Origin of the sequence: Dermacoccus barathri (assembly GCF_015070805.1) — a bacterium.
GTDB classification, from domain to species: domain Bacteria; phylum Actinomycetota; class Actinomycetes; order Actinomycetales; family Dermatophilaceae; genus Dermacoccus; species Dermacoccus abyssi.
This window is the reverse complement of sequence record NZ_JADCTK010000012.1, coordinates 1-1,310: the sequence shown is the minus strand read 5'-3', so window position 1 is coordinate 1,310 and position 1,310 is coordinate 1. Positions and strand designations below refer to the sequence as shown.

Below are 1,310 nucleotides of genomic sequence, written 5' to 3'. Positions count from 1 at the left end.
TGAAGCGCCCTGGGTTTGGTTCCGTCCTTCCTGAAGGAGAATCGGACCATGCCCAAGAAGTACGACCAGGACTTGCGTGAGCATGCGGTGCGGATGGTGCTGGACAAGCGCGCCGCCGATGGATGCTCGCAGCGTGTCGCGATGGACGCTGTGGGAGCGTCGCTCGGGATAGCGCCGGCCACGATCCGTAACTGGATGCCCCGCCCCGGCGAAGAGCCAGCGGCGACTGGCGCGGCGAAGCCGCGTGAGTCGCTCGAGGAAGAGAACCGGCGCTTACGCCGCGAACTCGCCGAAACGAGGCGGGCGAACGAGATCTTGAAGAAGGCCTCGGCTTTTTTCGCAGCGGAACTCGACCGCCCCACGACGAGATGATCCGGTTCATCGACGAACACCGTGATCGTTTCGGGGTCGAGCCGATCTGTCGCGCCCTTCGCGCGACGGACTGTGGGTTCATCACCTCCCGTGGCTACCGCGCCGCGAAAGCCCGCCCTCGCTGCGCGCGAGCGATCCGTGACGACGTCCTTGTGGAGGAAGTGAAACGCCTCCACGCCCAGAATTACGGGGTGTACGGCCATCGCAAGATGTGGCACGCGATGCGCCGCGAGGGCTGGATGATCGGACGCGACCAGACCGCGCGACTCATGAGAACGGCTGGGCTGCACGGTGTTCGCCGTGGGCGCCGCCCGTTCACGACCGTGCCGTCGAAGCTGCCCGACCACCGCCCGGATCTCGTGGAGCGCGACTTCCACGCGTTGGCGCCGAACATGTTGTGGGTAGCAGACATCACCTACGTGCGCACCGTTAGCGGGTTCGCGTACACGGCGTTCATCACGGATGCGTGCACGCGCAAGATCGTCGGCTGGTCGGTCGCGTCGTCGCTGTCGACGCAGGCGTTGCCGATGATCGCGTTGCAGCAGGCCATCGCGACGACGCCGGCGGCGCGTCAGGGTGGGCGGCTCGTGCACCACAGCGACCGCGGCGTCCAGTACGTCAGCCTGGCCTACACCGACACACTGGCCGAGCACGGCGTCGCGCCTTCGGTAGGGACAGTGGGCGATTCGTACGACAACGCCTTGGCTGAGACGGTCAACGGGTTGTACAAGGCCGAACTGATCTACTCACGCACGACATGGCCGTCGACATCGGCGGTCGAGTTGGCGACATTGGAGTGGGTGACCTGGTGGAACCACCAGCGCCTGCACGAAGCACTCGGCTACCGCACGCCGGTCGAGGTCGAAGCGTCCTACGATCAATCCCAGACGAGAACCCTCGTCACCACATAAGCGCGGAACGAAACCCAGGGCGCTTCA

1 protein-coding gene and 1 other annotated feature are annotated in these 1,310 nt (G+C 65.5%); the gene reads left to right on the top strand.

What is annotated here, in order from left to right:
* The first annotated feature begins 48 nt into the window (after window positions 1–48).
* Window positions 49–1,283 (top strand): IS3 family transposase gene (locus IM689_RS14475; RefSeq protein ID WP_227484898.1). Its coding sequence is split into 2 segments (ribosomal slippage): window positions 49–331 and window positions 331–1,283, totalling 1,236 coding nucleotides; the frame shifts between segments, so codons are not numbered across the junction.
* Window positions 330–431 (top strand) — a sequence feature (AL1L pseudoknot). It overlaps the preceding gene by 102 nt.
* Window positions 1,284–1,310: the final 27 nt, after the last annotated feature.